This is a genomic window from Pseudodesulfovibrio karagichevae (assembly GCF_041414475.1).
GTDB classification, from domain to species: domain Bacteria; phylum Desulfobacterota; class Desulfovibrionia; order Desulfovibrionales; family Desulfovibrionaceae; genus Pseudodesulfovibrio; species Pseudodesulfovibrio karagichevae.
Genome location: NZ_JBGLYH010000010.1, coordinates 19,363 through 44,558 on the forward strand (window position 1 = coordinate 19,363; position 25,196 = coordinate 44,558).

23 protein-coding genes are annotated in these 25,196 nt (G+C 66.1%); 3 read left to right on the plus strand and 20 right to left on the minus strand.

The genetic code is table 11. The features are described 5' to 3' along the window. Nucleotides 1-60: 60 nt before the first annotated feature. Nucleotides 61-975: a LysR family transcriptional regulator gene (locus AB6M95_RS05430; RefSeq protein ID WP_371385720.1), complete on the minus strand. Its 915-nt coding sequence runs from the start codon at nucleotides 973-975 to the stop codon at nucleotides 61-63. A 133-nt stretch (nucleotides 976-1,108) separates the two neighbouring features. Here AB6M95_RS05430 and AB6M95_RS05435 point away from each other — a divergent pair, with 133 nt between their 5' ends. Then, the gene (locus tag AB6M95_RS05435; RefSeq protein ID WP_371385721.1) at nucleotides 1,109-2,329 is read left to right on the plus strand and encodes an MFS transporter; all 1,221 of its coding nucleotides are present in this window, start codon (nucleotides 1,109-1,111) and stop codon (nucleotides 2,327-2,329) included. Between the two features lie 163 nt (nucleotides 2,330-2,492). On the opposite strand, the gene AB6M95_RS05440 is transcribed toward AB6M95_RS05435, so the two are convergent. The 17 genes from AB6M95_RS05440 to AB6M95_RS05520 form a co-directional block, all read right to left on the minus strand. Beyond that, complete coding sequence (locus tag AB6M95_RS05440; RefSeq protein WP_371385722.1) at nucleotides 2,493-4,607, minus strand: FAD-dependent oxidoreductase; 2,115 nt, start codon at nucleotides 4,605-4,607, stop codon at nucleotides 2,493-2,495. Nucleotides 4,608-4,631: 24 nt separating this feature from the next. Then, complete coding sequence (locus AB6M95_RS05445; RefSeq protein ID WP_371385723.1) at nucleotides 4,632-5,207, minus strand: electron transport complex protein RnfA; 576 nt, start codon at nucleotides 5,205-5,207, stop codon at nucleotides 4,632-4,634. Between the two features lie 3 nt (nucleotides 5,208-5,210). Continuing rightward, nucleotides 5,211-5,903, minus strand: a complete 693-nt coding sequence (rsxE, locus tag AB6M95_RS05450) for an electron transport complex subunit RsxE (RefSeq protein ID WP_371385724.1) — start codon at nucleotides 5,901-5,903, stop codon at nucleotides 5,211-5,213. 12 nt (nucleotides 5,904-5,915) lie between these two features. Next, nucleotides 5,916-6,485: an RnfABCDGE type electron transport complex subunit G gene (gene rnfG / locus AB6M95_RS05455; RefSeq protein ID WP_371385725.1), complete on the minus strand. Its 570-nt coding sequence runs from the start codon at nucleotides 6,483-6,485 to the stop codon at nucleotides 5,916-5,918. Between the two features lie 2 nt (nucleotides 6,486-6,487). Continuing rightward, nucleotides 6,488-7,459, minus strand: a complete 972-nt coding sequence (locus AB6M95_RS05460; protein ID WP_371385726.1) for an RnfABCDGE type electron transport complex subunit D — start codon at nucleotides 7,457-7,459, stop codon at nucleotides 6,488-6,490. Between the two features lie 51 nt (nucleotides 7,460-7,510). Continuing rightward, nucleotides 7,511-8,656, minus strand: coding sequence for an electron transporter RnfC (locus tag AB6M95_RS05465; RefSeq protein WP_371385727.1), 1,146 nt, complete (start codon nucleotides 8,654-8,656; stop codon nucleotides 7,511-7,513). A gap of 3 nt (nucleotides 8,657-8,659) precedes the next feature. Then, the gene (locus AB6M95_RS05470; protein ID WP_371385728.1) at nucleotides 8,660-9,136 is read right to left on the minus strand and encodes a cytochrome c3 family protein; all 477 of its coding nucleotides are present in this window, start codon (nucleotides 9,134-9,136) and stop codon (nucleotides 8,660-8,662) included. Nucleotides 9,137-9,807: 671 nt separating this feature from the next. Beyond that, nucleotides 9,808-10,926, minus strand: a complete 1,119-nt coding sequence (locus AB6M95_RS05475; RefSeq protein ID WP_371385729.1) for a linear amide C-N hydrolase — start codon at nucleotides 10,924-10,926, stop codon at nucleotides 9,808-9,810. 177 nt (nucleotides 10,927-11,103) lie between these two features. Next, on the minus strand, nucleotides 11,104-12,147 hold the full coding sequence (locus tag AB6M95_RS05480; protein WP_371385730.1) for an FUSC family protein: 1,044 nt from the start codon (nucleotides 12,145-12,147) through the stop codon (nucleotides 11,104-11,106). A gap of 131 nt (nucleotides 12,148-12,278) precedes the next feature. Further along, the gene (locus AB6M95_RS05485; RefSeq protein ID WP_371385731.1) at nucleotides 12,279-13,625 is read right to left on the minus strand and encodes a sigma-54-dependent transcriptional regulator; all 1,347 of its coding nucleotides are present in this window, start codon (nucleotides 13,623-13,625) and stop codon (nucleotides 12,279-12,281) included. After that, nucleotides 13,622-15,109, minus strand: a complete 1,488-nt coding sequence (locus tag AB6M95_RS05490) for a PAS domain-containing sensor histidine kinase (RefSeq protein WP_371385732.1) — start codon at nucleotides 15,107-15,109, stop codon at nucleotides 13,622-13,624. Before AB6M95_RS05490 ends, AB6M95_RS05485 begins: the two co-directional genes overlap by 4 nt. Before the next feature lie 133 nt (nucleotides 15,110-15,242). After that, nucleotides 15,243-15,929: a hypothetical protein gene (locus tag AB6M95_RS05495; RefSeq protein WP_371385733.1), complete on the minus strand. Its 687-nt coding sequence runs from the start codon at nucleotides 15,927-15,929 to the stop codon at nucleotides 15,243-15,245. Nucleotides 15,930-15,933: 4 nt separating this feature from the next. After that, nucleotides 15,934-17,211 (minus strand): sulfite exporter TauE/SafE family protein, encoded by a 1,278-nt coding sequence (locus AB6M95_RS05500; RefSeq protein ID WP_371385734.1) that lies wholly within the window; start codon nucleotides 17,209-17,211, stop codon nucleotides 15,934-15,936. A 60-nt stretch (nucleotides 17,212-17,271) separates the two neighbouring features. After that, nucleotides 17,272-17,655: a response regulator gene (locus AB6M95_RS05505; protein ID WP_371385735.1), complete on the minus strand. Its 384-nt coding sequence runs from the start codon at nucleotides 17,653-17,655 to the stop codon at nucleotides 17,272-17,274. Beyond that, a complete protein-coding gene (locus AB6M95_RS05510) occupies nucleotides 17,652-18,050 on the minus strand; it encodes a response regulator (protein WP_371385736.1) in 399 nt (132 codons plus the stop codon). The genes AB6M95_RS05505 and AB6M95_RS05510 overlap by 4 nt, the downstream gene beginning before the upstream one ends. A gap of 16 nt (nucleotides 18,051-18,066) precedes the next feature. Continuing rightward, nucleotides 18,067-18,498 carry a response regulator gene (locus AB6M95_RS05515; RefSeq protein WP_371385737.1) on the minus strand — a complete coding sequence of 144 codons (432 nt, stop codon included), beginning with the start codon at nucleotides 18,496-18,498 and terminating at the stop codon, nucleotides 18,067-18,069. Continuing rightward, entirely contained in the window at nucleotides 18,491-20,206 is a 1,716-nt protein-coding gene (locus AB6M95_RS05520) for a sensor histidine kinase (protein WP_371385738.1), read from the minus strand. Before AB6M95_RS05520 ends, AB6M95_RS05515 begins: the two co-directional genes overlap by 8 nt. A gap of 565 nt (nucleotides 20,207-20,771) precedes the next feature. Here AB6M95_RS05520 and AB6M95_RS05525 point away from each other — a divergent pair. Both AB6M95_RS05525 and AB6M95_RS05530 read left to right on the plus strand, forming a co-directional pair. Further along, a complete protein-coding gene (locus AB6M95_RS05525; protein ID WP_371385739.1) occupies nucleotides 20,772-21,140 on the plus strand; it encodes a response regulator in 369 nt (122 codons plus the stop codon). 100 nt (nucleotides 21,141-21,240) lie between these two features. Continuing rightward, nucleotides 21,241-22,263: a glycosyltransferase family protein gene (locus AB6M95_RS05530; RefSeq protein WP_371385740.1), complete on the plus strand. Its 1,023-nt coding sequence runs from the start codon at nucleotides 21,241-21,243 to the stop codon at nucleotides 22,261-22,263. Here the strand turns inward: AB6M95_RS05530 and AB6M95_RS05535 are convergent. Continuing rightward, nucleotides 22,230-23,864, minus strand: coding sequence for a glycosyltransferase family 2 protein (locus AB6M95_RS05535; protein ID WP_371385741.1), 1,635 nt, complete (start codon nucleotides 23,862-23,864; stop codon nucleotides 22,230-22,232). The two genes, AB6M95_RS05530 and AB6M95_RS05535, sit on opposite strands and share 34 nt — an antisense overlap. After that, on the minus strand, nucleotides 23,861-25,102 hold the full coding sequence (locus AB6M95_RS05540; protein ID WP_371385742.1) for a glycosyltransferase family 2 protein: 1,242 nt from the start codon (nucleotides 25,100-25,102) through the stop codon (nucleotides 23,861-23,863). Before AB6M95_RS05540 ends, AB6M95_RS05535 begins: the two co-directional genes overlap by 4 nt. Nucleotides 25,103-25,196 lie beyond the last annotated feature (94 nt).

The window sequence follows — 25,196 nt, forward strand, 5'->3', positions numbered from 1 at the left end:
AAGGCCTTGCGGTTTCTCCGCAAGGCCTTTTCCTTGGTGCTTCCATTTAAACCGGCCGCCTCACTCCGCCAATCGGGCCTGCTGGCGGATGTCGGGCCCGCCCTCGCGGACCAGCCGGAGGAAGGCGTCCCGGGCCGGATTGTCCCGGCCGGGGTCCCAGGAAAGCAGCAACGGGATGGGATCGGGCGACGGATCGAGCGGGACGTAGGCCACCTGCCTGTCGCGCAGGTTGCGGACGCCCTCGGGGACGACGCTGACGCCCTGTTCGGCCGCGACCATCATGAGCAGCGAGGCCATGAGGTCCGGCGTGTGCTCCACCAGCGGCGAGAACCCGGCCTCCCGGCACAGGGCGATGACCAGGTCGTAGAGGGTGACGGCCACGGCGCGGTCCATGAGCACGAAGGGCTCGCCCGCCAGTTCGTCCAGGCTTATCCGGTCGCGCCCGGCCAGGGGATGCGTCTCGGCCATGACCGCGAGGAAGCGCTCCTCGAACAACTGTTCGCATTCGAGGTGCGGATGGCCGGGAGGCAGAGGACGGGTGAACCCCACGTCGATCTCGTTTCGGTCGAAGGCCGCAAGCTGCCTGTCCGGGGTCAGCTCCCGCAGCCGCAGGGACACCGCCGGATAGGCGGCGCGGAACCGGCGGACCAGTTCCGGCAGGAAAAACATGATCGGCGCGGCGAAGAAGCTGACGGTCAACTCCCCCTCCTCGCCCCGGGCCACGCGCGCGACCCGCTGCCGAGCCACCTCCGCCCGGCGCAGGATGTCCTCGGCCTCCTCCAGGAAGGCTTCTCCGGCGGCAGTCAGCCGGACCTGGCGCGTGCTGCGGATGAACAACGGCGCGCCCAGGTCTTCCTCCAGGTCCACGATCTGGGTGCTCAAGGCGGGCTGGGAGACCAGCAGTTTTTCCGCCGCCTTGGAAAAATTGAGCTCCGTGGCGACGCCCACAAAATAGCGGAGATGTCTGAGTTCCATGCCTATTGATAAGACAAACTTATCAAATCTACAACAACAATATATTTCACAAACAACTGACTCGTACCTACCTTTGCATTGGAACGAACCGGCGGTATTGAAATCCGGCCGCCGCAAGCAAAGGAGAAAAGCAATGACCTCTTCCCATACCTCCCTATCAACCTCTCCCGGCACAGACCGGACGCCCTCCGCGTCGCTGGTCCTCTTCCTGGCGGCCGGGGCGGGCGCGGCCGTGGCCGCGCTGTATTACTGCCAGCCGCTCCTGGGCGTGCTCGGGGCCGACATCGGCGCGACCGGCGACATCGTGGGCTGGGTGCCGACCCTGACGCAGCTCGGCTACGCCCTGGGCATCCTGTTCCTGGCCCCTCTGGGCGACCGCTTCGACCGGCGCAACATCATCATACTCAAGGCGGCCCTGCTCGCCGCCGCCCTGTTCCTGTCCGCGATTTCACCGTCCATCGTCCCGCTGCTGGCCGCCAGCCTGGGCATCGGCATCTCGGCCACCCTGGCCCAGGACATCGTGCCCACGGCCGCGCACCTGGCCCCGGACGCGCAGCGCGGCAGGATCGTGGGCACGATCATGACCGGCCTGCTCCTGGGCATCGTCCTGTCGCGCGTGGCCAGCGGCTACCTGGCCGCGCACTTCGGCTGGCGCTCGGTCTTCTACGCCTCGTCCGTCAGCATCGTGCTCGTCGGCCTCGGCGCATGGCGCATGCTGCCCAGGGTCGAACCGACCATCCGGCATTCCTACGGCGCGCTGCTGCGCTCCCTGGCCGAGCTGTGGCGGGCCCACCCGAAGCTGCGGCGCGCGGCCGTGGCGCAGGGCCTGCTCTCCCTGGGCTTCAGCGCGTTCTGGTCCACCCTGGCGCTGATGCTCTATGACGCGCCCTTCCACCTCGGCAGCGAGGCGGCCGGAGCCTTCGGACTGGCCGGTGCGGCCGGGGCCCTGGCCGCACCCGTGGCCGGGCGCATGGCGGACAGGAAGGGACCGGAGTCCGTCACCCGGCTGGGGGCCGCCCTGGTGGCCGCGTCCTTCGCGACCATGTTCCTCATGCCCGCCCTCCCGCCCGTGGGCCGACTCGTGCTCCTCGGCGTCGCGGCCGTGGGCTTCGACCTCGGGGTGCAGGCCACGCTCATAGCCCACCAGACCATCATCTACGCCCTGGACGCCGAGGCGCGCAGCCGCCTCAACGCGGTGCTCTTCGTGGGCATGTTCACCGGCATGTCGGCGGGCTCGGCCCTGGGCAGCGCCCTGCAGACCCACTGGGGCTGGGGAGCCGTGACCGCCCTGGCCACCCTGTCCGCTCTCGCCGCCCTAGCCGTGCGGCTCGTTCCCGAAAGCCGGAAAAACTGATCCGCCGACGGCCCGGCCCCGGCCCGTGACAATTGCAGCCCCGGACACTTTGCGTGTCCGGGGCTGCGGCTTGATGCGCCTGTCCTCCGGGCGACAGGGGGCGCTATCCCCGGAGGGTGAGACGCACGCGAGCCCGATCGGGAGATCGTACGAGGGTCCTCGCCTACTCCCTGCCCGGCGCGGCGATGACCGTGACGTCCTCGTCCAGGGTATATTCGGCCCCGGCGTCGGCGTCGTAACAGGTCAGTCCGCAACGCAGGCAGCGGCTCGCCTCCTTACGGGCCGTTTCGTAGGTGATGGAACCGGCCACCTCCTCCTTGAAGGTGTGCCGCCGCTCTTCCACGCTGGTAAGGGGCTCCTGCACTCTGGGAATGGAGTACGTCACGTGCATGTCCTTGAGGATCGTCTCGGGGATGACCTGAACCTGCTGGTTGTCCGGCTCGGGGACGGTCCCCTGGGTCACGTAAAAGTGGATGGAGCGTGCGGCGCGGCGTCCGTCCGACACCGCCTGTATCAGGATGTTGCGGCCGGTGTGGACCTCTCCGCCCACGAACACGTTGGGGATGTCGGTCTGCAACGTGGTCGGGTTCGCGCCGATCCCTCCGGTCTTCTTGTCGGTCTTGAATAGGGGGTTGCCCTCGGCGTCGCGCAGCAGGCTGTCGTCCACCACGCGGTCCGTGGCCGCGATGACCAGGTCGGCCGCCACGAACGCCTTGGTCCCGGTCACGGGCTTGGGGTCGCCCTTGGCCTTTTCCGGGTCGTCGTAGGCCAGGTCGCAATAGGTCACGCCGCAGACGGCCCCGTCTTCCGCCACCAGCCCCAGGGGCGCGGTCATGTAGCGGAGGTCGGCCCCAATCTCCAGGGCGCGCAGGACCTCGTCCTTGTTGGCGGACATCTTGCGCTGGATGCTCGGCACCAGGGCGATGGCCGTGGCCCCGAGGCGCACGGCGCTGCGGGCCACGTCCATGGCCGTGTTGCTGCCGCCCACGACCACAACGGTGCGGCCTCGCAGGTCGGTGTATTCCCGGCCCACGCCGTACAGGAACGAGACCGCGTCGAGCACGCCCTCGGCGTCGTCGTTCTCGATGCCCAGCGGGGGCACCTTCCACGCGCCCGTGGCGATGAAGACGGCCTCGAATCCCTCGCGCTCGAGGTCGGCCACGGTCACGTCCTTGCCGAAGGCCACGCCGGTGCGGGCCTCCACGCCGAGGTTGAGGATGGTCTGCACCTCCCAGTCCACCACCTTCTTGGGCAGGCGGTATTCCGGGATGACGCCGCGCATCATGCCGCCGATGTGCCGACGCTTCTCGAAGATGACCGGCTCATGGCCGACGCGGCGCAGGAAGTAGGCGCAGGACAGCCCGGCCGGGCCGCCGCCGATGATCGCCACCCTGTGTCCGCTGGGCGGGTTGCAGTGCAGGGGCACGCGCACGCCGGAGTGCATCTCCCAGTCCGCCACGAACCGTTGCAGGGTGTGGATGGCCACGCCCTCGTCCACGATCTTGCGCCGGCAGATGTTCTCGCACGGGGCAGGACAGACGCGGCCCACGATGAGCGGCAGCGGGTTGTGCTCCTTGATGGTCAGGAGCGCGCCGCGCATGTCGCCCTGCCTGAGCTGCTGGATGAAGCGCCGGACGTTGATCTGGGCCGGGCACTTCTGCATGCACGGGGCCAGGCAGTCGTCGGTCTGGTTGAGGTGCAGGAGCACGCTGGTCACGCTGGAGATGCGGATGGCCCCGGTGGGGCACGCCTCGGCGCACTTGCCGCAGGACCGGCAGGCGTTCCAGTCCACCACGGGCAGCCCGGCGTCGCTCAGGCGGATGGCGTTGAACCCGCAGACCTTGACGCAGGTGCCGAGCCCGATGCAGCCGATGCCGCAGGACTTCTCGCCGCCGTAGAGCAGCGCCTCGGCGCGGCAGTCCTCGACGCCCTTGTAGTCGAAGAGCAGGTTGGCTCGCGAGCCGCCGCTGCAGATGTTCGTGGCCACCTTGGGCTCCTTGAACTGCACCTCGGCGCCCATGATCCCGGCGATGCGGGCGGCGGTCTCGAGGTTGGCGACCACGCAGACCTCCGGGGCGGCGATGCCGTCGACCACGGCCGCAGCCGCCGCCGAGCAGCCCGGGAACCCGCAGCCGCCGCAGTTGGCGCCCGGCAGGCACGCCTCGACCCTGGCCACGCGAGGGTCCTCCTTGACGTAGAGGATACGCGAGGCGACCGCCAGGATCGAGGCGGCCGTCAACCCTAGGAGAAACAGAACCAATATGGATGAGGTAACCATGATCTCGTCCTTGTGCTTGTACGGTTACGCGGCCATGCCCTGGAAGGCGAGGAAGACCAGCGACATGATGCCCGCCGTGACGAGCGCCACCGGAATGCCGCGAAAGACCACCGGCACCGGGGAGACGTCCAGCCGCTCCCGGATGGCGGAGATGATGACCAGGGCGATGAGGAAGCCGATGCCCGAGGCAAGGGAGAAGGCCATCGCCTTGACGAACGAATAGTTGCTGCGCTGGACCATGATGGCCACGCCCATGACCGCGCAGTTGGTGGTGATCAGGGGCAGGAACAGCCCGAGCGAGGCGTGCAGCGGCGGAATGACCTTCTTCAGGAACAGCTCCACGAACTGGACCAGAGAGGCGATGACCAGGATGAACACGATGGTCTGGAGGTAGCCGATGCCGTACGGCGTGAGCACGTAGTGCTGCAGGGGCCAGGTGAAGGCCGTGGCCATGAGCATGACGAAGATGACCGCCGCGCCCATGCCGATGGCCACGTCCGTGGACTTGGACGTGCCCATGAACGGGCAGGTGCCCAGGTACTGGACCAGGACGATGTTGTTGATGAAGATGGCCGAGATGAACAGCATGAAGTAATCCATGACCTACCCCTCCCTCTTGGCCGTGATGCACATGTTGCAGCCCGCGCAGGACGCGCAGGCCGTGTTCTGCGGCTCGGTCAGCGGCTCGCCCTTGCGGCGGCTCAGGTACCGGTTGAGCGCGTTCATGCCCGCCAGGATCATGCCCAGGCAGACGAAGGCGCCGGGGGCCATGACCATGAAATGCGCGGGCTGGAAGGACTCCCAGGCCACCGGCACGCCAAAGATCGTGCCGTTGCCGAAGCCCTCGCGCAAGGCGCCGAGGAAGGTCAGGGACAGGGTGAAGCCGAGCCCCATGCCCAGGCCGTCGGCGATGGACGGCAGGACCGGGTTCTTGGAGGCGAAGGCCTCGGCCCGGCCCAGGATGATGCAGTTGACCACGATCAGCGGCACGAAGATGCCGAGCCGCTGGTACAGGGAATAGGTGTAGGCCTGCATGAGCAGCTCCACGGCCACCACCAGGGAGGCCGCGATGACGATGAAGCAGGCGATGCGCACCTTGCCCGGAATGACCTTGCGCAGGGCCGAGATGATGGCGTTGGACAGGGTCAGGACGAAGAGCACGGCCATGCCCATGCCGAATCCGTTCTCGGCCGTGGAGGTCACGGCCAGGGTCGGGCACAGCCCGAGGACCACGCGGAACGGCGGCAGCTCGTCCCACAGCCCCTTGGTGAATTCCTTCTTGAGGGAAGCACTCATTGCTGTCGCTCCTTAGGACGCCGGCCAGAGGTCGGCGATTTGGGGCTTGATGCCCTTGTACAGGGTGAGGGCCTTGCGCACGGCGTCCACCGCGCCGGAGGACGAATAGGTCGCCCCGGCCACGGCGTCGATGTCGCCGCTCTTGGAACTCAGGGCCATGGAGTCGAGCCCGTGCCCCTTGAACTGCTTGAGGAAGGCGGGCTTCATGATCCGGGTGCCCACGCCCGGCGTCTCGGTCTGGGTGGTGATGCCGATGCCGATGAGCCGGTTCTTGTCCACGTCGAATCCGACCATGACCCCGACGTCGCCGGAGTACCCGGCGGCGAAGGTCTCGAAGGCCACGCCCACGAGCTTGCCTGCGCGCCTGGCCGGGAACACGGTCACGCCGTCAACGGTCTTGCGCTCGGCGATGGGATCGTTGTCGCACCCCGCGAGCACGGTCATCAGGGCCGGGCCCTGGACGTTGATGAGCACCTGTTGTTCGATCTTCGCCCTGGTGGCCCGCTTCAGGTTGACCAGCAGGGTACCGGAAGCGGCGCAGATAAGCGACAACACCACGATCATATTGATGATTTCACGCATGGTTATCTGACTCCGAAGTACTTGGGACGGAGGCGGTCCAACAGCGGGCTGAGCAGGTTCGCCACCATGATGGCGAACGGCACGCCGTCCGGATACACCCCGTACGTGCGGATGATCACGACCATGGCCCCGGCGATGAGGCCGAACACGGTCTGGGGAATCTTGCCCACGGGGCTGGACGCCACGTCCGGGGCCAGGAAAAAGGCTCCGAACACGGTGGAGCCCGCCAGCAGGTGGAACATGGGGTCGGCGTAGACGGTCGGGTCGATGGCCCAGTAGATCGCGGACGTGCCCGCCACGCCGATGAGGAAGCCCGCCGGGATGAACAGGCGGATCCACCGGGCGGCGAGCAGGAAGATGCCGCCCGCGGCCAGGGCCATGACCTGGGACGAGCCCAGCCCGCCGAGTTGGTGCCCGGTGAACAGATCCATGTAATCGAACTGGCGGAGGCTCCCCACTCCGAAATACATGAGTTGATCCACCGGGCTATTGATCATGTAGTTCGCGAGGTTCAGGTCGATGTCCATGGCCGAGGGCCAGGAGAAGCGGCATACGGCCCAGGCCACCAGCGGTGCGCAGACCGGGTTGCAGCCGAATCCGCCGAAGACCGTGCGGCCCAGGGCGATGGTCAGCACCCCGCCTATGGCCACCAGCCACCACGGCGCGGTCGCCGGAAGCAGGAAGGCGAAGAGCACGCCTGCGTACAGGGCCGAATAGTTGTCCACATCCACGTCCCGCTTCTGGAGCCGCAGGCAGACGACCTCGGTGAGTACGGCCGCCGTGCCGGCCAGGCCGATGACCGAGATCGCGCGGTAGCCGTACATGACCACCGCCATGGCCGCGGCCGGGACCAGCGCCAGCAGGTGCGCCTGCATCATGCCCTGGATGGTCCGCCCGCTCCGCCAGTGCGGCGGCGGGGAAACCGTCAGCTTGAGCGTGATGTCGGACATCGCTTTGAGTATGGGAGGGTTCATAGCCTTACATCATCCTTGTGTTGTCGAACTTCGTGTTTGGTCCCGGACCGGCTAGGCCTGGGCGTCCTGTCCCTTGGCCTTGAGCTGCGCCTTGGCGAAGCGGATGTATTGCAGCAGCGGCCGCCTGGCGAAACAGTTGAAGGCGCACAGCCCGCACTCGAAGCAGCTGTTCAGGCCGTAGCGCTCGGCCTCCTCGAACCGCTCGTACTCCGCGCAGCGGCTGATGAGGTGCGGCTGGACCCGGGCCGGGCACTGCAGGACGCACTCGCCGCAGTTGATGCACGCCGCGTCCTGGACCGCCGGAATGGCGTCCGAGGAGGTGATGAACAGGCCGTAGTCGGTCTTCTTCACGCCCTCGTCCAGGCTGTATATGGCCTCGCCCCGGAACGGCCCGCCCAGGACGATGGTGTCGCCGGGGGTGGTGACCAGGCCGAGGAGGTCCAGGATGTGCCGCACGGGCGTGCCGATGGGCACCCGGTAGTTGTGTCCGGCGATGGTCATGAGGGTCTCGGTGACGGGCAGCCCGGTCAGGGCCACCCTGCCCAAATCGTACAGGTCCATGACGTTGATGGCCCGGGTGCCCTCGGGGAACTCCTTGCCGGTCACGGCGCGGACCACCAGGGCGTCCAGGGAGTACGGGTACTTGGCCCGGATCTCCACGGTCTCGGCCCCGGGGATGGCGGCCTGCTCGCCCTTGGGCACGGCCAGGACGGTCCGGTTGGGCGAGAGCAGCTTGCGCGCCAGGTTCAGACCCGCGCCCAGCTCCTCCCGGCCGTCCCGGAGCAGCTGCTGGGCCACGGAGACGCCCGGTTCCGGGTTCAGGCCGTTGATGACCAGGACCTCGGCCTTGCCCGTGAGCGGGGCCACGTCCACGCCCAGCCCCTGCAGGGTGCGCAGCAGTTCCGTGCCCTTGCCCATGGAGCTCACGTCCACCGGGGGCACGGTTTCGTCGCTGCCCGTGCACTGCACGACCAGGTTGTGGTAGTTGACGGCCGTGACCTTGCCGCCCGCCGCCGCATGGAACGCCCCGCCGCCGGGAGCCGGATGTTCGGCGATGACGTCGCCCCGGGTCAGCACGGCGCCCTTCTTGGTCTTGAGGACCAGGTTGCGCACCTGGACGTGCAACTCTTCGGGGAGCGCCATGTCGCGGATGGAATTGGTCAGCTCGAAATCAAGGGAATAGTGAATCTTGAGCATGGCTCACCTCGCGTGGCACTGGTAGCAGGCGTCGTCGCCGAACGGCCCGCCGTTCTCTTCGTGGCATCCCATGCACTGGGTGTGGAAGGCCTCGCCCCGCGTGGGGATGGATTCGATGTCCGGCCGCGCGTCCTCGGCGAGCGGCCCGGAGGGCACCTCGTCATGGCAGCGCAGGCAGGCCTTTTGGTCCGGAAACGCCTTTTGATGGTTGGTGCGGAACGTTTCGTCGAACTCCGCCGGATGGCAGGCGCCGCACGGCAGATAGGCTTCCCCCTCCACGCCGTCGTGGTGGCAGTCCTCGCAGGCGGAGCCGTAGTCCTCGGCATGCACCCGGTGGGCGAACACGACCCGACCGCCGGTGTTGTCCAGGATGACCCGCGCCGGGACCTCCTGTTTCTCCACCGGGATCGCGTACCCGACCACGGCCCCTGCGAAGAGGAGCCCTACGGCCGCTGAAATGATGAGATATCTGTTCTGCAACTGGTCAATCCTCGCTCGGATAGGTGGTTTCAACACACGCGGTTGGGCTGTCTCCGTATTTCGCCCGGCGTCGCGCTCAGATTGATTAGTCAATCAACCAGCGGAAAGCAGAAAGCATGCCAGCCGACACCCCATGATGCAAAGTGGAAAAATACTTTTATCTACTTGATATAACAAGAATAAAATTAGCAACACAAATTCCCGTGCCGCACCCTGAATCACGCAATCCCCTGTAAGGACCGCCCTTCTTCAATCCGGCAACACGGTCCATGGCGGCCGCGCCCGCATCGGGTCGATGTCGCCGCCACTCTTCCCGGACATGGACAGCGCATGGTAATACATTGAAAAAGCAATGTGTTGGGCACCACAAAAGGAGCCTCTGCCCGCCCATTGCCCGATTGGCCGACCGCTTCTCGCAACCTGGCAAATCACGCAAAACAGCGGGGAAATGACGTTGCGCGAACCAACCGGGGGAATTTTCCCCGGTTGGCAAAATTATCCAATTTTTTCAAGATGAACCGCTCCCGCAAGTCCGGAGACGTGTGGCGGCGACGCTGCGTTCGAGGGCGAAGGTGGCGGCTGCGGACGCGATGCGCCCTGCCGGTCAGGCAAGAAAAGAGGCGCGCGGAACGAATCCCGCGCGCCCTGAAGTGAGGGTCTGGCCGGAAGGCCTATTGAGCGGATTTGGCCTGGTCGCTCACATCCCGATAAGACGGCTTCACGTTCCACATGGGGATGAACCGGGGAGCGGTTCCGTCCAGCGGCAACGCGTCGAAGCGGACCTTGCGGTAGTCCTGGTTGTCGTAGGTGCGGAAGTAGACGACCTTGCGGGACAGGTCATACACCGTCGTCCATTGGGTGAAGTCGTACTCGGGCTTGCCGTCCGAGCCGGTGCCCCGGCTCACGCCCGTGGGGATGGAAAAAGCGGCTATGAGGTTCATGCCCAGGGTCACGGCACCGTCGGCGTCGGCGGGCGTCAGCGCCGAATCGGCGAAAAAGGCCGCCCTGACGAAACGGGACGGCGGGGTCAGGTCCCCGGGCAGCCCGATCAGGCCCGAGCCTTCGCCGAAGGGCTTCATCCGATAGTCACCTATCTGGGCGGAATCGACGTTGTCGGGGCGCAGATTGATGTACATGCGCAGGTGCTCCAGGTGCCAGGCAAAGTATGGTGCGTTGGTGAAGACGCCCACCGGGTTGTCCGTGATGGCGACCTTGCCGCCGATGGATTCGATGGCGATCATCCTGCCGGTCGAATCGAGAGCTGTCCAATGGGCCAGGGGGAGCAAGTTGAGCTGCTTGATCTCGACCCCGGCCAATTTCATGCCGGAGACTTCGGCCCTGACCTCGTCGACCGTGGCGCAGGTGCTCAAGAGCCGGGCCACGAAATCGAGTTGGGAGACGGCCTTGGAATAGTCGGCGGGATCGAGATTCGGAAAGGCGGCCTCCCCGGCGGGCATCCAGAACCCGCCCACGTAGAGGCCCTTCTCGTTGATTCCTTCCAGGGGCCGCTTCATGGTCAGGCCGTCGGGCCCGACAAAGGCGTATTTGCTTTTCCAGTGCAGTCCCTTGCTCCCGTCCGGGGCCTGGGAAGTCCAGGTCATGCCCCGGGGCGCGACCATCAGGTCGGACTCGGTCTGGGTGCCGAACTCCATGGACCGGGCAAAGACCAGGGAACCGTCCTTGGCCTTGACCCGCATCCCCGTACACGCCTGGGACACGGATGAAAAGCCCAGGGTCATCAAAACGAAAAGGCACGAAACGATGAAATACGAAAGACGAAAGCGCGACATGGATTCCTCCTGCGGTCAGCTGTGTGGGAAAGGGGGATGAACAGCCGTTTGAATAGTACGTGTAATGTCGAACGAACGGGATATAGTGTCAACCGCCAGGAGGAAAATTTGATATTTCCCCATGAAAAAAGGGGACGGAATGATTCCCGTCCCCTTTTTTCATGGCAAAAACAGCTGCTAGCGAGGCATCTGCGGCTTGTTCAGGACCACCAGGAGATACTCGCCGAGGTGCTGGGCGGTGTTGATGAAGCTCATGACCTGAAAGTAGCGGCGCACCTCGAACCGTTCGATGACGCCCTGCTCGCGCAGCTCTATGAACCGCTTCTCCACCCCGTCCACGGCCCTGGCCAGGGGATGGGGGTCGTAGTGGACGCCCCGGCCGATGGCGCGCAGGGCGTCGGCCATGTCGCTGGCCAGCTGGGTGAGCTCCGGGGTCATGATGATGTCGAACCCGGTGCCCTCCACCTCGTTGAGCAGGCTGGGCGTGGACTGCAACCGCTCCACCACGGAGTTGAGCGTGTTGACCTGCAGGGCGAGCAGATCCATGTCGTCGCGGAAGACGCGCCGCTCGGTGGAATAGACCTTGTTGTAGAGTTCCCGGTTGGCCTGGACCTCGCGGGCCAGGTCGAAGAACAGGTCCGGGTCGGTCTTGCGCTGGCGGTGCAGGAAATTGTCCATGAGCAGCTGGAGATTGTCCGCCACCTGGTCGTACTGCCTGCACAGCCGGTCGAGCAGGACCGAGGTGGTCCGGTTGGGCCAGACCACCACCGAGACCACGAAGGCGCAGAGCACGCCCACGCCGATCTCGGCCACCCGGAACAGGGAGTATTCGATGCGATGCTCCGCCTGCAGGCTGGACAGGAAGACGATGGCCATGGTGATGGCCGCCATGCGGTAGCGCGCGTCGTAGCGCGTCAGGTAGGCGCAGATGCCCGTGCCCACGAAGACCGCGATGAGCGTGTAGAAATGGGTGGGCGGGAAGACGAGGATCATCAGGATGCCCATGCCCGCGCCGATGGCCGTGCCGGTGAACCGGTACAGGCACATCTGGATGGAGTCGGCCACGTGCATCTGCATGACGATGACCGTGGTGATGACCGCCCAGTACCCGTAGGGTAGGCCGACCCATTCCGCCCCGACGTAGGCCAGGACGCTGGCCAGGCCGACCTTCATGCCGTGCCGGACGTGATTGCTGATGAATTTTCCCGCGTTGAAAGCCATGATGCGCCTTGGATATGATTGTGCATTGAACCATACCCTACTGCGCGGGCAGGTCAACGCCGTCCGGCCATTTCGCATAAGGGCCGGTCCGGGTCAACCCCAAAGATGCTTCCTGCGGCGGCCGGGCCGGGCTATTCGCCCTGCGCGGCCATCCCTTCGAAGCGCTTGAGTTTTTCGCGCAGGGTCTTGCGGTTGATGCCGAGGATTTCGGCCGCGCGGGTCTTGTTGTCCCCGGTCATGACCAGGACGTTGCGGATGTGTTCGAGTTCCACTTCCTCCAGGGTCCGGTTGACGCTGCCCTCGCGCGGCAGGCTGAAGCGCATGGCCTCGGGCAGGTCCGTGATCTCGATGGTATCGTGGTCCACGATGACCACCAGCCGCTGGATGAGGTTCTCCAGTTCGCGGACGTTGCCGGGCCAGTTGAAACGGCGCATGGCCTGCAGGGCCTCGTCCGAGATGCTCGGCGGCTCGCGGCGCATGGCCCGCGAGAATTCGGTCAGGAACTGGTTGATGAGTACGAGGATGTCGTCCCCACGCTCGGACAGGGGCGGCACGTTGATGTCGATGACGTTGATCCGGTAGAAGAGGTCCTCGCGGAAGGAGCCCTCGTCTACCATGCGCCGCAGGTCCTTGTGGGTGGCGGCCAGGATGCGCACGTCCACGGTCTTGACGATGCTCGACCCCACCTTGCAGAACTCCTTGGACTGGAGCACGCGCAGAAGCTTGGCCTGCATGGTCGGGCTGGCGTCGCCGATCTCGTCCAGGAAGATGGACCCGCCGTTGGCGACCTCGAAGAAGCCCGCGCGGGACTCCTTGGCCCCGGTGAAGGCACCCTTGACGTGGCCGAACAGTTCGCTCTCCACCAGGCTGTCCGGGATGGCCGTGCAGTTGACCGGCACGAACGACGCGGTCCGCCGGTCGCTGTTGTAGTGCACGGCCCGGGCCACCAGCTCCTTGCCGGTGCCGGACTCGCCGCGGATGAGCACGTTGGCGTCCGAGGCCGAGGCCTTGCCGATGCGCTGGAAGACCAGCTCCATCTCCGGCGAGTTGCCGATGATTCCGAAATTGTCGGGCGGGGTGTCGGGCGAGGAAAGCACCCGCCTGCGCTGCAGCCGCTCCACGATACGCCCCACCGAGGAGAGCAGCTCGTCGGTGGTGAACGGCTTGGCCAGGTACTCCCCGGCCCCGTCCTTGATGGCCTCCACCGCGCCGGGGATGGACGGGTAGCCGGTGATCATCATGATTTCCACGTCCGGCAGGTTGGCCCGCACGTGCTTGATCAGATCCAGCCCCGAGGCCGCGGGCATGCGGTAGTCGGTGATGACCAGGTCGATGACCAGATCCTCGAGCAGGGCCACGGCCTCGTCCACCCTGCCGCAGGTGAAGACCTCGTAGCCGGCGGGCACGAGGTTGCGCTTGAGCACTTCCAGGGTCGATTTGCTGTCGTCCACCGCGAGAATGCGGATGTTCCTGCTCATTGCTCATCCTCCGGGTCGCGCAGATGGCAGGGGAAGGCGACCTCCACCCTGGTCCCCCCGTCCGGCGAGCTTTCCACCTGAATGAATCCCCCATGGGCCTTGACGATGCCGTGTATCACGGACAACCCCAGGCCGGAACCCTTGTCCACGTCCTTGGTGGTGAAAAACGGGGTGAAAATCATCTTGAGCACGTCCGGGGTCATGCCCGGCCCGGTGTCCTCCACCACGAGATAGGCGTCGCTATCAAGGCCGATGGTCCGGATGGTCACGGTGCCGCCCCCGGTCATGGCCTGGATGGCGTTGACCACCAGGTTGACCACCACCTGCTTCATGTGCTGCGGATCGGCCAGGATCTTGGGCAGGGAGCGATCAAAGTCCCGGACGATCTCGATGTCCCCGCGCCGGGCCCCGGACTCGGTGATGCGCAGGGCCTGCTCCACGGTGTCGTTGAAGTCGATGAACGCGGGCTGGGGCGGCAGTTGGCGCCCGAAAAACATGAGCTTGCGGATGATCTCGCGGGCGTGCAGGGAGGACTCCACGATGTTGTTCAGGTCCGTGGCCACCTGCTCGGGCAGGTCCGGGGTCTGCAGGGCGAGCTCGGCGAACCCGAGGATGTTGGCCAGGGGCTCGTTGATCTCGTGGGCCACCCCGGCCGAGAACTGGCCGATCTTGGCCAGCCGGTCGGACTGGCGCAACTGCCGCTCCAACTCCTGCTTGGCCAGCCGGGTCTCCCGCTTGGAGACCAGGATGACCACCTGCTGGACCACGGTGGTGAACAGGTCCTTTTCGTCCTCCAGGAAGCCGGGCCGGGCCGCGTCGTTGCGCACGGCCACGGCCAGCGACCCCCGCTTCTCGCCGTTGATGACGAGGTCGGACTTGAGCATGTAGTCGCTCTCCTCGAAGCCGGGGGTCTCGTAAATCTTGTGTCCGATGCGCAGCCGGGCGTAGGTCATCTCCGGGTTCTGGAAGGCCGCCGGGAGCAGCTCGACCACCTGGGTCAGGAGGTCGTCCATGGTCCGGTGGATCTCGCCCATGAGCTGGCTCAGGGAGTAGAGGCAGCTGAGCTCCTTGTTGCGCTCCAGCAGCGTGAACCGCTCGCGCAAAAGCCCCTTCTCGCGCAGGACCAGGTCGGTCACGTCCTGGCCCACGCACAGCAGGCTGACGACCTCGCCGTTGGAGTCGGTCAGCGGCTTGAGGTTCCAGTTGACATAGACCGTGTCCCCGTCCTTGGCCCGGATGCGCCCGGCAAAGGCGGTCACGCCCTGGCCGTGGACGCCCTCGAGCAGCGCGCGCCGGGCCATGTCCCGCTCGTCCCTGGGGATGAAGACCTCGAACCAGTCGCGGCCCGCCAGCTCCTGGAGATGGTACCCGGAGAGGTGCTCCAGCTCGGAGTTGCCGTGGATGATCCCCCCGTCGAGATCGAGCGTGACCACGATGCCGTGGGTCAGCTCCATGACGGTGTCGTAATAGTTCTGGAGATTCATGCACGCTTCCTCATCAGCAGAAAATACAAGCATTTCGGACAGGAGTAAATCCCTTCATGGATCGGGTGCGAGGCCCGGCGGCCGGGGGGCCGCCGGACCTCGCGGGGCTAGGGTATGATGCGCATTCCGAGACTTAATGACTGAGCTTGAGCCCCCATCCCTCGAAGACGAAGAGGATGGCGAAGCCGTACCACAGGGTATAGAGCACGTAGAAGACCAGGGAGAAGCTCACCAGACCGATGTCGTCCGTGATGCTCTGGGCCTGGACCCCGTAGTAGTTGTAGGAGGCCTCCACGGCCTTGGTCTGGACCGTGTCCACGGCCTTGGCCGCCTCGAACTCCTTCTGGTTGCCCAGGGCCTTGTTCATCAGCTTGAACGAGGTCCACCAGTTGAATAGGACGCGGCGCGGCTCGATGCCGTACTTGGCCTGCATGGCCTGGCCGTCGTTGTGGTACATGGCCTGGGCGTCGTCCAGACTGCCCTTCAGGATCGTGCCCAGGGAACCGGCCAGATGCAGGGCCTTGCCCTCGGCCCCGGCCTGCGCCCCGGCCTTGGCGAACATCTCGGCCGACTGGGCGGCCTGGACCTCGGTGCTGTAGGTCAGGGTCACGTCGATGGCCTTGCCGTCGTACTTGGCCATGTCGGTCTTCAACTGCGCGGAGTAGTTGATGGACCCCTTGGAGATGGAGTTGTAGAGGTTGTCCAGGAACTGCATGCCGTTGTGCCCGTGGTAGATGGGCTGGAACATCATGAACAGGACCAGGAAGAAGATGACCAGCATGCCCGTGCCCCCGTAGAATTCCTTCTTGTTGTAGATCATGGCGCTAGGCCTCCTTTCTCTTGAGCTTGGAAATATTCATCAGGAAGGTGCCGATCACCCAGACCGAGAACCCGCCGATGACGATAAAGAACGCCCATATGCCGATGGTGTTGAGCACCGAGCCCATGCCCGTCGGGAGCGAGATGATTTCCATGTCGGCCAGCTTGCCGGGAAGGGCGAAGATCCGGTTCATGAAACCGGCCAGCACCGCCATGGCGTAGAAGCCGCGAATGGTGATGCCGGGCACGATCTTGGTCACCAGCGCGCCGATCTGGATGCCCACCAGCGAGCCGATGAGCATGCCCATGGCCAGGGTGTAGAAGATGAAGCCGTAGATGGCGTACTGGGTGATGGACGCGAAGCCCGCCGTGAACACGATCTGGAAGATGTCGGTGCCGACCGTGGTCATGGAGGACACGCCGAGCACGTAGACGAAGATCGGGAAGGTCAGGAAGCCGCCGCCCACGCCCATGATGCCCGCGGCCAGGCCGACCAGCGCGCCGGACAGGACCAGGAAGATCCAGGAGATCTGACGGCCTCCGGCCACCAGGTCCTGGTCGAACTTGATCATGGGCGGACACTTGACGTCCTGCAGGTTGCGGCACAGGGCGCCGAGTTCGGCCCCTTCCCCGCCGCCGTGGGCGTCGCCGCCCTTGTCGGCCTTGCGCGAACGCAGGAAGTCGGTCAGGGCGTAGAAGCCCAGGAAACCGAGCATCAGCGAATAGACGGTGGTGATGAAGGCGTCGCTCAGGATCGGGTTGATCTCGTAGAGCACGCGGTTGATGACGCCGCCCGCGGTGGCCCCGAGGATCGCGCCGACCAGGAAGACCACGGCCAGGGACACGGACACGTTGCCGAGCTTGCGGTGGATGACGCTGCCCATGATCGCCTTGGCGAAGATGTGGAACAGGTCGGTGCCGACCGCCAGGATGCCCTTGATGCCCGCGGACATGAGCGCCGGGGCGATGATGAAGCCGCCGCCCGCGCCGATGCAGCCGGTGATCAGCCCCGCGCCCACGCCGATGGCGATGGAGACCAGGAAGATGCCCATGCTGTAGAAGGCCGGGCTGTAGGCCTTGTGGCCGCCGAGCAGATGCGGCAGGGCCGGACCGATGTCGTCGGCAAAGGCCACGCCGATCAGAATGATGGGAATGATCATCAGCCCGATGAGCAGCAGCTTTTTGCGGCTGCCCACTATGGACTTGGCGTTGTCGATCTCCCACTGGGCGAGGGCTCCGGCCCCGGCCATCATGAATCTACCCCATTGATTGAAAAATCGCATGATTATCCTCGCTTCCTCTTGTTTTGTTCAACCCGTCCGAAGCACCCACCCTCGGGCCGATCACTTCGAATTGCTTCTCTTTGTCCTGGCCGCATCGTCGATCTTGCGAACCAGTTCCTCCACCTCCGCCGGCTTCAGGACGTAATCGAACGCCCCCATGGCCAGGCTGGAAATGACGATGTCCGTGTTGGCGTGGGCGGTCAGCATGACCACCTCCACCTCGGGGTGCCGCCGCTTGATGGCGCTAAGGGTCTTGATGCCGTCCATGCCCGCCATCTTGATGTCGAGCAGGATCACATCGAAAACGTTCGCGGCCATGATCTCGAGGGCCTGCGCCCCGCCGCCCGCGGTCATGACGGACAGCCCCCTGCGGCCCAGCCGCTTGGCCAGGGCGTCGGTGTACGGGACCTCGTCGTCGATCAGCAGCACACGCACGCCGTTCATGCCCTTTCTCTCCCGGCGCTGACCTCGAACGCCTTGTCGAGCAGCCTGTCGAACTCCACGGGCTTGGAGAGATAGCCCGCCGCGCCGAGCTTGAGGCACTCGTCGCGGGCCTCTTCGCTGCCGTGGCCGGTGAGCATGAGTACCGGCATATCCGGGGCCATCAGCCGGAAAACCTTGAGAATCTCGATCCCGTTCATGCCCTGGAGCTTCAGGTCCACGATGGCCACGTCGAACTCCTCGCGACGGAGCAGCCGCACCGCCTCGTCGCCGCTTTCCGCCGACGCGGCCTCCACGCCGCGACGGCGCATGCGCTTGCACAGGACCTCGGCGAACCCGGTCTCGTCGTCGACGATGAGCAGGCGCACGTCCCGGCCCGGGGCCTTGGCGGTATCCATGGACCTGTCCACGCCGCTACCCCATGCGTCCGGTGATGTTGCTGAGCCGGGCCTCGATGGCCTCTTCCTCGTGCTCGCCCTTGAGCTCGACGGCCTCGGCGATCTTCCGGTTCAGGTCCTCGAAGCTGCACGGCTTCATCAGGTAGTCGTAGGCCCCGTGCTGGATGCCCTCGACCGCCGAGGGGACCGTGGCGTGGCCGGTCAGCATGATGACCTCGACCAGGGGGTACGCCTCCTTGATCTCCTGCAGGACGACGAGGCCGTCCTTGCCGGGCATCTTCATGTCCAGGATGACCACCTGGATGTTCGGGTGCTCCGCCAACCGGACCATGGCCTCGTCACCGTCAAAGGCTTGGAAAACGGTCATGTTGCGCTTTTCGAGCCGCTTGGCCATGGTCTCGACGAACCCCCGCTCGTCGTCCACGATCAGAACAGTGGCATCAGTCATGTCGAATCTCCTGTCGCGTTTCAGGTTGCCGTGCGGGCGGCGGCACCGGCAGACGGATGGTAAACCGCGTGCCCCTGCCCACTGTGCTTTCCACGTCTATCTCTCCACCCATCTGGTGGATAATTCCGAAACATATGGACAATCCCAGGCCGCTCCCCTTGCCCACCGGCTTGGTGGTGAAGAACGGGTCGAAGATGCGGCCCAGGTTGGCCGCCGGGATGCCGGGGCCGGTGTCGGCCACGGTGATGACCGCCTGGCCGTCCTCCATGGCGCAGCCGATGGACAGCTTGCCGCCGTCGGGCTCCATGGCCTGGATGGCGTTGTTGACCAGATTGAGCAGGACCTGCTGCAACTCGGTGGCCGAGGCGGAGATGTGCGGCATGGACTCGTCCAGGTCGAGGTCGAAGTCCACCTGGGCGAAGCGGGCCTGCTGCATGGAGATGTCCACCACCTCGCGGATGAATTCGGGCACGGACATGTCGGTCACCCGGGAGTCGGTCTGCCGGGCGAAGCTGAGCAGCTTGTGGGTGATGTCCTTGCACCGCCGCCCCTGGTTGCCCACCTGGGTCAGGGCCCGCTGGATCTCGACGTAGGACGGCAACGCCTGGCCCTCGTCCTCCATGAGGTCGCCGACCCAGCCCGCCTCCTCGATCATGATGGCCACCGGGTTGTTGATCTCGTGGGCGATGCCCGCGGCCAGCTCGCCGATGGCCGCCAGCTTGCCGGTCTCCACGATCTGCTTGCTCATGAGCTCGGACTCCTGGTCGATGGCTTGGAAGCGGACCACGAGCTTGCGGGAGATGATCAGGGCCATGGCCACGATGGCCAGCCCGCCGATGAGGAAGATGCCCAGGGTGACGAGTTCGGTGCGGGTCATGGCCGAAAAGGCGTCCGAGGACTTCTGCTGGTAGACCAGCTTCCAGTCCCCGCCCTTGATGGGCGCGGTCACCGTGACGTAGGCGTCGCCCTCGCGGTCCACGGATTCGAAGATGGATACCCCGGCCAGGAAGTTGTTGCGCCCGAGCTGGCGGCGCGGGCTCAGGTCCAGGTCCTGGTTGCGCTCGTCCTTGGGCCGGGTCTGGTACACGCCCCGGCTGTTCAGGATGTAGGCGAACCCGGTCTCGCCGATGCGGATGTTCTGGACCAGGTAGCTGAAGGCCAGGAAGTCGATGGTCGCGCGCAGGGTCCAGCGTGCCTCGCCCCGCCCCTGGCTGACGGAAATGATGAAGTGGGGGGACTGGCGCAACCCCTCGAAAACGTCGCTGATGATGGCGTCGCTCTCCTTGGAGTTGCGGAACCAGTCCGCCCCGGAGTAGTCCGCTCCCAGAAGGCTGAACGGACCGGCATAGGCCACCTGGCGGCCGTGGCTGTCGACCACGCCCAGATCGACGAAGATGCGGCCGTACTGCTGCTGCATCCCGCGCAGGGCCTTTTCCAGGTGGTTCGAGGTGGTCAGGTATTCGAACGAGGAGGTCCGGCTGACGTATTGGACCTCGGTGAGCTTGTCCCGCAGAAAGGTGTTTATGTCGGCCGCGTGCTTGTCCACCACCTCGGCCAGGTGGGCGAAGACCTTTTCGGTATATATGGAGCGGAACTGGTGGAAGATGAGCCCGCCCACCAGGATGAGCGGCGCAAAGGACACCGTGATGACCGTCAGCGACAGGTTGCGCGACAGGTTGTCGTAGGAGGACTTCTTTTCGGGATGCATGGCCCACTCTCGGTTGCCGTCTCGGGCCCTGTGCCCGACACCCAATACCTCTGCCTGAATTCGCATCAGCAATCCGTGTGCCACGATTGCGGCGGCCCCGGTGGTCGGCGTCTTCCCTGCCATCTTCCTTGTTAATTGAAATATTTGATTTTATGAAATCCCTTCTCCCGGCTTCACTTGTCCTTCCATGGGTCCGGCAGCGGACGAAACCGGCATTTCCCGGCCCTATCGGCCCCAAAGTGGTACTTTTCGCGCCGGTGGTACAAAAGGTTCCAACGGCCGCATTTCACCCGCAAGGCCCCGCCCCAGTGGGCGTTGGAACCCTTCGCGTGACATGGTGGGTAAAAACGCCCCGATGCTCGCGACATTCCCCTGAATAGCCTCAAACTTTTATTACACTGAGTATGGGGCGGCCGGTGGTTCCTTCCGAACCGTTTCTCGTCAATATGCTTGAATAATTAATTATTATTGGCACTCGACAAGCGGAGAAAAAAGTATCAAGACGTGTTGCGTATTCACGCCGCTGGCATGTTCATTGTAAGAAGCGCAACAGGAGAAGCCACGAATGACCGCCCCCATCCGCATACTGCTCGTCGACGACGAGGCCGCCTTCGTCGACACCCTCGCCAAACGGCTGGCCCACCTGGGGGCGCTGGTGGCCACGGCGGAAGGCGGGGTCGAGGCCTACTCCGTGCTGGAGGCCGAACCCGTGGACGTGGTCCTGCTGGACATGCACATGCCCGACCTGAACGGGCTCGAGACCCTCAAGATCATCCGCAAGAACTTTCCCTCCACCGAGGTCATCCTGCTCACCGGCGAGGGCGACATGACCCGGCACATGCAGTCCCTGGAGGCCGGGGCCTTCGACTTCCTGCTCAAGCCGGTCCCCCTGGAACGGTTGTGGAAACGCATCATGGAGGCCGCCGGACGGTAGCGGAAGGCTCGGGCCGCGCCATTTTACGGTGGCGAACTCCGCGCCGTTTCACTAGCATGATCCGGCAGACGCCACGCAACCACCCAGACAGGGAGCCCTCGTGAACATCGCCGTACTGACCTTCGACAACCCGGAATCCGCCTGCGCCCGGTACCGCATCCTGGCCCCGCTGCGCCATGAGGGCGTGAATGTGGACTGGGCCGTGGACAGCCGGGGCGACAGCCACGCCGTGAACGGCGAGGTCCTGCAGCGGGCCGACGTCATCCTGGTGCAGCGCTTTTTCCCCTTGGACTTCACCGAACCGCTCCTCGAAGCCTGTTTCGCCGGGGGCAAGCCGGTGATCTACGACACGGACGACCTGTTGCAGGCCGTGCCCGAAGACAACCCGCAATCCCCCCTCGCCCTCCGCACCCTGCGGACGCTGACCCGGTTCGCGCCTCGTTTCTCGGCCGTCTCGGTCTCCACGCCCCCCCTGGCCGCCGCCTTCGCGCCGCTGAACGGCCGCGTCGAGGTCACCCCCAACCGGCTGGACCCGGCCCTGTGGCCCACGAGGCCGCCGGAGAAGACCGACGGCCCCGTGCGCATCCTCTACGCGGGCACGCCCACCCACATGGCGGACCTCCGCGCCCTGGAAGCCCCGCTGGCAACGGTGCTGGACCGGTTCGACCCGGCGGTGGAACTGATCCTGTTCGGCTGCTCCACCCCGTTGTTCGACCACAGGGAGGACGTGCGCAAGGTCCCGGCGGTGGACAGCTACGCGGCCTACGCCGAGGCCATGGCCGGGCTCGCCTTCGACATCGGCCTGGCCCCCTTGGAGGACACGCCCTTCAACCGGGCGAAGAGCCATGTGAAATGGATGGAATACACGGCCTGCGGCGCGGTCGGCGTGTTCAGCGACCTGCCGCCCTACGCCTGCGTGCGGCACGGCCGGACCGGCCTGCTGGCCAGCACTCCCGGCGCATGGGCGGATTGCCTGGAAACGTTGATCGAAAACCCCGGAGCCCGGCTGCGCATGGCGTCCAACGCCCGGGAGGAACTGCTCGCCGCCCACGTCCACGGCGACGAACCGGGCGAACTGCTCTCCCTCTGCTACGAACTGGCGGGCAGGAGCCCCGCGCGCTGAAGGCGCTCCCGCTGGGCCGCCAGGTCGGCCCGGACCACGGCCCGCTGTGTCGCGCACAGCGCGTCGAGGACCGGCACGTGCCGTTCGTCCAGCTGGCGGCGGTGCATCCGGCTCTGCGCGGCTGCGCCCTCGGACAATTTCAGGAAATGGGTGGATTCGCGCAGGTGCGTGATGCGCACGTCGCCCAGGTAGGCGGCGGGCAGCCCCTGCCCGAGCCTGCGCAGGTCCAGGTCCAGGTCGTCGCACTGGCTGGGCGAGAAGAGCAGGTCGAAGCCGCCGCTGTTCGCCAGGGAGGCCGTCTCGAAGAGGTGGCAGCACCCGGTCACGGACGCGGCGTACCGCCGGTAACCTAGCAGCGGTTCGGCCATGACCTCCACACACGGTTCCGCCAGCATCAGCCGCTCTCCCCTGCGGGCCGCCTCTTCGGGCGGAAGCAGGAAGCCGTCGCCGTGCTGGGTCAGCCCCGGAGAGCGCACGTCCGCGACCCGGCAGCCCCACACGCCCGCTTCGGGAAAGTCCCGGACCCCGGCGGCCAGCCCGGCGAGCCAGTCTCCGGGCACCAGCACGTCGTCGTCGAGATAGACGATCCAGCGGTCCCCGGCCCGCAACGCCGCGTCCATGAGCCAGTTCCGTGCGGCGGGCGCGCCCACGTTCACGGGCAGGGAGATGACCTCGAGCCGTCCGGCGAACCGGTCGCGGGCCGCCTCTGCCACAGCCTGGCTGCCGTCCGTGCTCCCGTTGACGAGCACGCGCACCGCGACCTCGCCCACGTCCGATCCCAGATCCGAGGCCAGGACCGAATCCAGGGTCCGGCGCAACTCGTCCGCCTTGTTGTAGGAATAGATGGAGACCGCGCACCCGCCGTCCAGCCGCGCCCCGCGTTCCGGGGGAAAGGCCAGCCCGTCCAGGCACTGCAGGGCCGAGGTGTGCCCCGGGAAATCCTTGAGCACGGCCGCCAACGCGGCCATGGCGCGCTCCGTGCGCCCGGCTCCGGCCAGGGCCGCCGCCTGCCGCATCCCCCAGAGGGGCAGGCCGCAACGGGCCGCGATCCGGCCGTAGGCGGCGGCCGCCCGCTCGAACCGTCCGGCGGCGAGCCACACTCCGGCCAGGAGCAGCTCGGCGAGTTCCGCCTCAACGGGCGCGCACGCCGTTTCAAGGAACCGTTCCAGCCAGTCGAAATTCGACAAAATGCCCTGAAAATGCACCGCCTGCCTGACAACCGGCAGCAGCGGTCCGTGCGGTGCCGCATCCTCCAGGCAGCGGGCCATGTCTTCGTACTCCCCCAGGGAAAAGAGCCGTTCCACTTCGGCCAGGTTGCCGCTGCCGTCCCCCTGGGCCACGCGGGCGGCCAGACGCAACCCCTCCGGTTGGAGCAGCCCGCGCACGGCCGGAAGCGATCCCGCAAGGCGCACGATCTGCCCGGCCAGGGCGCCGTCCACGGGGAACTCCGCCCAGGCCATGCAGAGCAGCCGCGCGCCGAGTTCGACGCCGTCCGGGTCCCCGGCCTCGGCGGCCCGGAACGCGGACTGGGCCGCCGCGATGAGGTGGCCGCGCCCCATGGTCGCCATGGCCGTCAGGTCGTCGGTCACCGCGCGGCTCACAATCCCCTCCCGGCCAGCCATCCGGCATAGAGCTCCGTCAGGACGGGCTGGTCCAGCCGTTCGCCGAAGTCGATCATCTCCCGCGCCATGGCGGGCAGGTCCGGGTCGGCGGACAGGCGGGCGTAGAATTCGACGAGGCGTTCCCCTTCCCGGCGCAGACGCTCGTCGCCCGCGCGGGCGGCGGCTTCCAGGAGCCGCGCCCCGGCCTCGCGGCAGGGGAAAAGCCTTGCCTGGAGAAAGCACACTTCAGTCAGCAGGGCCAGGTCCCCGTCCGCCTCGCACAGTCCGGCCAGCCGGTCATAGGCCGGGCCGTAAAGCGGCTCGCGCTCCATCATGGCCAGGCAGGCCGCCCGGTCCGGCGCGGCCGCGTCGCGGAAGAACGCCCGGTCCAGGATCTCCGCCCGCCGCCGGGGCAGCCGGGCAAAGGGCACCAAATGCTCGTTCAGGGCCGTCTCATAGCCGTCGTCCTTCAGGCGCAGGTGAAAGTCGGGATAGATGTCCCACAGGTTCCGTTCCTTGAACAGCCGGGCGTTGTCGCGCTCGTGGTCGTGGCGTCCCGGCGTCTGGCTCTGGAGGTGGTAGATGCGGCTCTCGGGCACGCAGCGCAGGGAGCGGCCCGCCTTGCGGATGCGCACGCACAGTTCGAGGTCCTCGGCCCCGTTGACGTACCCCTCGTGGAACGCCCCCGCCTCGAAAAAGACCTGCCGGTAAAGGAGCAGGGCCGCGCCGGTCAGGAACTGCGGGGACCGGGGCCGCCGGACCACGGGGTGCGTGGCCGGAAAGAATTCGTGGAGATGGCAGAAATGCAGCTGCGGCTGGCAGGCCACACCCAGGTGCTGGACGCGGTCCAGGGGCAGCGGACCGTGGGCCGGATACATGAGCAGCGGCCCGGCCGCGCCGCAGTCGCCCTCAAGCGCCTCCCGCAGGGGCGGATACCAGCCCGGCGTCAGCACCGTGTCGTTGTTGAGGAAGAAAAGGCACTCGCCCTCCGCCTCGCGCGCCCCAAGGTTGCAGGCCGGGGCGAAGTTGCGGTTTTCGGCCAGGCGGATGGCCCGGAAACGGTCCCCGAACAACGCCGCGCCCAGCGGATCGAGCTCGGCGGCGGTCTCGTCGGTGGAGCCGTTGTCCACCACGATGACCTCCATGTCCGCCTCGGGCGCATGCTCGCGCAGGGAGCGCAGGCAATCCCGCGTCAGGGAGAATTTGTTGAAAACCGGAATGATGACACTCAGCTGCATGTACTTTCCTCAAGGAGGCTCCGCCTGCCCGGCGGGCCCGTCAAAATATCGCATCAACCGGAAACAGTTACAAGTTCCGTTCCAACCTCGGTCC

What these genes read in the sequence shown, in the direction of transcription:
- AB6M95_RS05430 (WP_371385720.1), bottom strand. Translation starts at nt 975, where the DNA reads ATGGAACTCAGACATCTCCGCTATTTTGTGGGCGTCGCCACGGAGCTC.
- AB6M95_RS05435 (WP_371385721.1), top strand. Translation starts at nt 1,109, where the DNA reads ATGACCTCTTCCCATACCTCCCTATCAACCTCTCCCGGCACAGACCGG.
- AB6M95_RS05440 (WP_371385722.1), bottom strand. Translation starts at nt 4,607, where the DNA reads ATGGTTACCTCATCCATATTGGTTCTGTTTCTCCTAGGGTTGACGGCC.
- AB6M95_RS05445 (WP_371385723.1), bottom strand. Translation starts at nt 5,207, where the DNA reads ATGGATTACTTCATGCTGTTCATCTCGGCCATCTTCATCAACAACATC.
- rsxE (WP_371385724.1), bottom strand. Translation starts at nt 5,903, where the DNA reads ATGAGTGCTTCCCTCAAGAAGGAATTCACCAAGGGGCTGTGGGACGAG.
- rnfG (WP_371385725.1), bottom strand. Translation starts at nt 6,485, where the DNA reads ATGCGTGAAATCATCAATATGATCGTGGTGTTGTCGCTTATCTGCGCC.
- AB6M95_RS05460 (WP_371385726.1), bottom strand. Translation starts at nt 7,459, where the DNA reads ATGAACCCTCCCATACTCAAAGCGATGTCCGACATCACGCTCAAGCTG.
- AB6M95_RS05465 (WP_371385727.1), bottom strand. Translation starts at nt 8,656, where the DNA reads ATGCTCAAGATTCACTATTCCCTTGATTTCGAGCTGACCAATTCCATC.
- AB6M95_RS05475 (WP_371385729.1), bottom strand. Translation starts at nt 10,926, where the DNA reads ATGTCGCGCTTTCGTCTTTCGTATTTCATCGTTTCGTGCCTTTTCGTT.
- AB6M95_RS05480 (WP_371385730.1), bottom strand. Translation starts at nt 12,147, where the DNA reads ATGGCTTTCAACGCGGGAAAATTCATCAGCAATCACGTCCGGCACGGC.
- AB6M95_RS05485 (WP_371385731.1), bottom strand. Translation starts at nt 13,625, where the DNA reads ATGAGCAGGAACATCCGCATTCTCGCGGTGGACGACAGCAAATCGACC.
- AB6M95_RS05490 (WP_371385732.1), bottom strand. Translation starts at nt 15,109, where the DNA reads ATGAATCTCCAGAACTATTACGACACCGTCATGGAGCTGACCCACGGC.
- AB6M95_RS05495 (WP_371385733.1), bottom strand. Translation starts at nt 15,929, where the DNA reads ATGATCTACAACAAGAAGGAATTCTACGGGGGCACGGGCATGCTGGTC.
- AB6M95_RS05500 (WP_371385734.1), bottom strand. Translation starts at nt 17,211, where the DNA reads ATGCGATTTTTCAATCAATGGGGTAGATTCATGATGGCCGGGGCCGGA.
- AB6M95_RS05505 (WP_371385735.1), bottom strand. Translation starts at nt 17,655, where the DNA reads ATGAACGGCGTGCGTGTGCTGCTGATCGACGACGAGGTCCCGTACACC.
- AB6M95_RS05510 (WP_371385736.1), bottom strand. Translation starts at nt 18,050, where the DNA reads ATGGATACCGCCAAGGCCCCGGGCCGGGACGTGCGCCTGCTCATCGTC.
- AB6M95_RS05515 (WP_371385737.1), bottom strand. Translation starts at nt 18,498, where the DNA reads ATGACTGATGCCACTGTTCTGATCGTGGACGACGAGCGGGGGTTCGTC.
- AB6M95_RS05520 (WP_371385738.1), bottom strand. Translation starts at nt 20,206, where the DNA reads ATGCATCCCGAAAAGAAGTCCTCCTACGACAACCTGTCGCGCAACCTG.
- AB6M95_RS05525 (WP_371385739.1), top strand. Translation starts at nt 20,772, where the DNA reads ATGACCGCCCCCATCCGCATACTGCTCGTCGACGACGAGGCCGCCTTC.
- AB6M95_RS05540 (WP_371385742.1), bottom strand. Translation starts at nt 25,102, where the DNA reads ATGCAGCTGAGTGTCATCATTCCGGTTTTCAACAAATTCTCCCTGACG.